Source organism: Streptomyces sp. NPDC056160, from assembly GCF_042268205.1.
GTDB lineage: Bacteria > Actinomycetota > Actinomycetes > Streptomycetales > Streptomycetaceae > Streptomyces.
Map to the genome: position 1 here is coordinate 1 of NZ_JBHJUW010000262.1, position 5,446 is coordinate 5,446.

A 5,446-nucleotide genomic window follows, 5' to 3' on the forward strand; every position below is an offset into this window, starting at 1 on the left:
CGATCATGAAGAGCAGCGCCGGCAGCAGGGGCGCCCGGGTGGCCCAGGCACGCATGCGGTTCGGGCGCCGGGCCTGTCGTACTGCTCACGCACGCATATCGCCAACCGAACACCCTTGCGCCGCAGGGTGTTCGGCGCGCAACATGTCACCGACGGAACAGCCGGAGTGAACTCCGCTGTCCACGGAACTCGTTGTCTCCCTGACCGACCCCTGACCGAGCGGAACGGCAAGTGCCGCCGGTCCCACGCCTTTCATACCCACGGGAGTTCCCATGCGTGTCAAGCAGAGACTGAGCCGCCGTTCCGCGCTCGCCGTGAGCACCGCCGCCCTCGCCGCCGGTGCCGCCGTCGTCGCCGTCGGCACACCTGCCTCCGCCGCCATCAGCAACCACCGGGTCCAGCTCTGCGCCCAGGGCAACTACGCCGCCGACATCACCTGGTCGACCGGTCGCCACAGCTACGTCGTCTTCCCCGGCCAGTGCCAGACCTTCGACATCGTCGGCACCGGTCCGTACACCATCGGGGGCTTCTACAACGTCAGCAAGGCCCACTTCGATCTGACCACGGTGCTGCCGCTGCCCGGCGGGTTCAACTCCAGCACCCCCGGCAGCAAGTGGGGAGCCGAGGGCGACACTGGCAACCCGAACAACCCGCCGTACGTGGTGCGCTGGCAGTAGCACGCACGCCGTAGCGATGAAGGGCCCCCTCGCGCCGCCCACCGGCGGACGCGAGAGGGCCCGCCGTCTTCTCGGACAGTTTCCCGGCGCCACGCGCCGCATCAGGGCGCCGTGGGCCGGCGGGATCGTCCTGGGGACGGCTGGCTGCCGCCCCCGGGTTCCCTGAAGGGGCCGGCCCGCACGCGCGGGCGTCCGGCCGCCGGTGCGCGGCGCTGCCGGGCGGGTACGGCTCAGGGACGCAGCGCCTGGAGGGTCAGGTCGCCGTACCGGCGCCACAGCGCGGGGTCGCGCTCGGCCGTCCGCATCAGCTGCAGAGTCATGCCACACAGCACAACGCGCAGGTCGAAGGCGGTGGCGTCGCCCCGTACCCGCCCGGTGGCCTTGGCCTCCTGCATGAGGCCGGACAGTTGGACGAGCAGGTTCGAGGCGGTCTGGAACTGGGCGGTGGCGAGCGCCTCCGAGAGCAGCCGGTCCCCGGCGAGGCTCTCGAAGAGGCGGAGCACGAACGCGCGGAACCGCTCGTAGGCGTCCGTCAGTTCGAGCGCGGGTGCGGTCATCCGGTCCAGTTCGGCCAGCCGGTGGCCTACAACGGCGCCCAGGAGGTCTTCCTTGGTGGGATAACTGCGGTAGACCGTGGCCTTGCCCACCGCCGCCCGCTCGGCGACCTGCGGCACCGTGCCATGGAGGCCGACCTCTCCGAAGACCTCCAGCGCCGCGGCGAACACCCGCTCGTGATTGCGCCGGGCGTCGGCCCTACGCTGGGGCGCCTCGGGCCCCGCGGTCTCCGGTGTCGTCTCTACTGCCTTCACCGTCCCATTGTGCCCGTTCCACAGTGTGCCGAGTCGCCCTCCCCGCCGTCGACGCGGCCGGGCGGGCGCCCGCCCGGTGCGGCGGACCACACCCGCCCGGTTAACTGGACCCGAAAGTCCGTTTATAGTGGACGACACAATCGGACCCCGAGGTCCACTTAACTCGACCTCTTGGTTCTCCCGGACCCCCCGGACCTTTGGAGCAGAGCGATGCACACAGCGAGTCACCACAGCCCCACTCCCGCCGCCCTGCACGTCACGGAGGAGCTGATGCGGGCCGTCCGCGCGATCTCCCCCGTGCTGCGCGCCGAGGCCGACGCCGCCGAGCGCGACAGCAGACTGACCCCCGAGACCGCGCGGGCGCTGCGGGAGGCGGGACTGTTCCGGCTCGGCGTCCCGCGAAGCTTCGGCGGCCACCAGCTCCCGCTCGCCGCCGTGCTGGACGTCTCCGCCGAGGTCGCCCTCGCCTGCCCGTCGAGCGCGTGGGTCGCGATGGTCACCTATGTGGCACAGCAGATAGCGGCCTCCTTCGGGGAGCAGGCGTGCTTCGAACTGTGGAGCGCCGGACCCGACACCGCGATGTGCGGTGTGTTCGGGGGTGCGGACGCCGCCTCGGAACCGGTCGAGGGCGGACTGCTGATCTCCGGCCGCTGGGGGTGGGCGTCCGGCTGCCACCAGGCGGACTGGGCCCTGCTCGGGGTGCCCCTGACCCGGCCAGGCGCCGAACCGGAGCGCGGCCTCGCGCTCGTCCGGGCCGCCGACCTGACGATCGAGAACACCTGGGACCTGGCCGGGATGCGCGGCACCGGCAGCGACACCCTGATCGCCGAGTCGGTGTTCGTGCCGCAGTACAGGCTGCGTCCCTTCGCCGACGTGGTCGCGGGCCGGGGCACCGCAGAGGAGCCGCTGTACCGGATCCCGCCGGGCTCGATAACCCTGGCGTCCATGGGTCCGCTGTTGGGCGCCGCCCGCGCGGTCTTCCGACTGACCATGGAGGCCGTCGACGGCGGCAAGCCGATGACCATGTCGCTCCTTCCCCGACTGGCCGACTCCCCGAGCGTCCAGGCCGCGCTCGCCGACGCCGCCACTCTGATCGACTCCGCCGCCCTCCACCTCGCGCGCTCCGCGAGGCCGTCGACGCCGCGGCCGCTGCGCACGGCACCGCGCCCCTCGTTGACCGGGCACGGGTCCGTATGGACGGGGGGCACGCCTCAGGGTGTCTGCGCGAGGCGGTGCAGCTGCTGCTCACCGTGAACGGCGCGGGCAGCTTCGCCCGGGGACGGCCCATCCAGCGCTACTGGCACGACCTGGAGACCGCGGCCCGTCACCCCACTCTCAACCCCGGCCTGGCCCGGGAGATGTACGGGCGTGCGCTGGTGGGCGACGGCCGGCCGGTGAGCACCATGGTCTGACCCGAGCGCACCCGTTCGGGCGGCGGGCGCCGCGAGACCGCCCAGCCGCCCCGCACCCACCGCACCCGCCCCGGCTGCGCACCCACCACCGTTGCGCACTCGCCGTCGTCGCGCGCCCGAGCCCTCCCCCGACCCGTCAGACGAGGACACCTCCATGGCCGACCCCGATCCGCACACCGCCCCGGCACCGGCGCCGCTCCCCCCGCCGACACCAGGACCCACCGCGAAACCCTCGGACACTTCGCGTCGGGCGTGGCGGTCGTCACGGCACACACACCTTCCGGGCCGGTGGGTTTCACCTGCAAGTCCTTCTCGTCCCTCTCCCTGGATCCGCCGCTGGTCTCCTTCGCCGTGGCACGGACCTCCCGCACCTGGCCGCTCATGCGGGACACCTCCGCCTTCTGCGTCAACGTGCTGGCCCGGGAGCAGGAGGACGTCAGCACGGCCTTCGCCCGCTCCGGCGGGGACCGCTTCCGACAGGTGTCCTGGTCACCGGGCCACCGGGGCACACCGTCACTGGACGGTGCCTGCGCCTGGATCGGCTGCGATCTGCTGCACGAGTACGAGGGCGGCGACCACGCCATCGTCGTCGGCCGGGTCGCCTCGCTCCGGGCGGACCCCGGCCGCGAACCCCTCGTTTTCCACCGCGGGCGCTACCGCGCACTCGCCCGACCGGAAGGACCGCAGCAGAACCGCGGAAAGCCGGACCCGGGCCGGGCCCCCGCACGCCACCTCCGGTCCGTCTGACGGTGCCCGGCCGAAGCGGCTCCGGGAGCGCACCGGCTACCGCGTTCAAACGTGTCACCGGTGTGTCTCCCCATGACGACCGCAAACAGGCGCGAGCGCGGCGACACGGGGAAACCGCCGCCCAGGGGAACGGCAACCAGACTCTCTTCACATGTGGCAACGTTTCCCGGCTAGGGTCAATACCGGTAACTTAGGGCTTTGGCGTGCGTTTGACCCGTTTGGGCTTGGTGGCGCCAATGATGGTGACGGCCGGAATACGTGGGCGGTCTGCCACGCGGTGGGCAACGCGTTTGAGGGGCCAGCCGGCGACTTTCCGTTTGATGACGCGGGGGTTGGCCCGGCGGCGTCGCCGTGACAGGAGGCGTTCGAGGAGTTCAGCGTGGGTGACTTTGACCGCGCGGGCGAGTCTGCCGGGGGGAAAACGCCGCCTGGTCGGTGACCTGGCGGCGCACGACCCGCAGTGAGCGGGTGAAAGAGATCCGGTCGGGGTCGCGGTCAGCTTGTCGTGCGGCCTGGTGCATCAGGTGCCGGATGGCGTGGTGGACGAGCAGGAAGCCGTAGAGTTCCTGCTCGGCCCCGTCAGGGTGCTGCGAACGCAGTACCAGGTGCGACCCGCCGAGGTGGGTCTTGATTTCGTCGAGAGTGGACTCGAACTCCCATCGCTGGGAATGGAGTTCGGCCAGTTCCGCGGCCGGGGCCTCGTCCGGTTCGAGGATCGTGGTGATGAGCCAGTAGACGCCCTCGTGGCCGGCGATGGTGTACTCCACCGCACGTACCGGCATTCCACGACGGGTATGGTGGATATCGCTCCGGTCGAAGATCTCGGTGAGATACGAGCCGTCCGACAACTGCTCGACCGCTGGCAGCACGAGATCTTTGCGGACTCGCCACAGCAGGTCCGCCCCCGTGGCCGCGGCCTCGCGCCACAGGTCCACGCCGTAGAAACCGCGGTCGGCCAGCAGCAGCATGCCCGGCCGCAGGGACACCAGGACCGCCCGGGCCAGAGTCCGCTCTCCGGTGCGCAGAGCTCCGAGTGCAGCATCGAAGACGGCGTGAGTGCCGCACTCCACCAGGCCGACCATGCGCAACCGCGGGTAGCCGACGCCCTGTTCACCGCGCCCGGAGTGGGGCGGACGGTCGAACGCCTCCACGTTCGCCTTCGTGTCGGGCAGTTCGAATGTGGTGCCGTCGATCGCGGTCAGCCGCCAGCCGCGGTAGAAAGCGCCCTGAGTGTCCGGCGTGGCAACCGGACGGCACACCCGCGCGAACAACTGCCGCAACGGCGCCACCCCCAGCCGGGACCTGGCCTTCCAGATCGCTGCCGTACTCGGCACCACCCATGATGTACGCCAGCGCCGCGCACCCTGCAGACCCGCGGTCAGCAGTCGCGCGACCTCCTCATAACTCTGCCCGGAGAACAGGCACATCGCCAATACGAAGTAGACCACCAGCCGGGCCGGCAACAGCCGGTTCCGCTGCTGCACCCGACCCGTCTCCGCCAACACCTCGTCCACCAGCGACTGAGCAAACGCCTGTGTCAGCACCCCGACCGCGACCCGGTCCGACAACCGCTCACCAGATGACTTCAGTTGACCCGCTCTTGCTATATCAACAACAACGACCGAATCACCCCTAAGTTACCGGTATTGAGGTTAAACGCCAAGCTCAGAACAAGCACCGTTGCAGTACTAGTGTCCCGAGTCTTGGGGAGTGTCCAATAGACGGCGGATCCGATGATCAAGGAGACGCCTGATGAGCGAGACCATCACCGAGTACGAGGCCGTGGAGGCGGCGGTCGTCG

Annotated in this window: 5 protein-coding genes and 1 pseudogene; 4 read left to right on the top strand and 2 right to left on the bottom strand. The window is 70.6% G+C overall.

What is annotated here, in order from left to right:
• Positions 1–272 precede the first annotated feature (272 nt).
• Positions 273–677, top strand: coding sequence for a hypothetical protein (locus tag ACFC02_RS41385; protein ID WP_376368007.1), 405 nt, complete (start codon positions 273–275; stop codon positions 675–677).
• A 230-nt stretch (positions 678–907) separates the two neighbouring features.
• Here ACFC02_RS41385 and ACFC02_RS41390 read toward each other — a convergent pair whose 3' ends face one another.
• A complete protein-coding gene (locus ACFC02_RS41390) occupies positions 908–1,486 on the bottom strand; it encodes a TetR/AcrR family transcriptional regulator (protein ID WP_376368011.1) in 579 nt (192 codons plus the stop codon).
• 270 nt (positions 1,487–1,756) lie between these two features.
• Here ACFC02_RS41390 and ACFC02_RS41395 point away from each other — a divergent pair, with 270 nt between their 5' ends.
• The 3 genes and pseudogenes from ACFC02_RS41395 (at position 1,757) to ACFC02_RS41405 (ending at position 3,645) form a co-directional block, all read left to right on the top strand.
• Complete coding sequence (locus tag ACFC02_RS41395; protein WP_376368015.1) at positions 1,757–2,740, top strand: acyl-CoA dehydrogenase family protein; 984 nt, start codon at positions 1,757–1,759, stop codon at positions 2,738–2,740.
• Positions 2,668–2,898 (top strand): annotated as a pseudogene (locus tag ACFC02_RS41400) (indole oxygenase); the annotation flags it as partial. The gene ACFC02_RS41395 and the pseudogene ACFC02_RS41400, both read left to right, overlap by 73 nt.
• Before the next feature lie 288 nt (positions 2,899–3,186).
• Positions 3,187–3,645 carry a flavin reductase family protein gene (locus tag ACFC02_RS41405; protein ID WP_376368013.1) on the top strand — a complete coding sequence of 153 codons (459 nt, stop codon included), beginning with the start codon at positions 3,187–3,189 and terminating at the stop codon, positions 3,643–3,645.
• A gap of 374 nt (positions 3,646–4,019) precedes the next feature.
• Here ACFC02_RS41405 and ACFC02_RS41410 read toward each other — a convergent pair whose 3' ends face one another.
• Positions 4,020–5,252 carry an IS4 family transposase gene (locus ACFC02_RS41410; protein ID WP_376368017.1) on the bottom strand — a complete coding sequence of 411 codons (1,233 nt, stop codon included), beginning with the start codon at positions 5,250–5,252 and terminating at the stop codon, positions 4,020–4,022.
• Between the last annotated feature and the right edge of the window lie 194 nt (positions 5,253–5,446).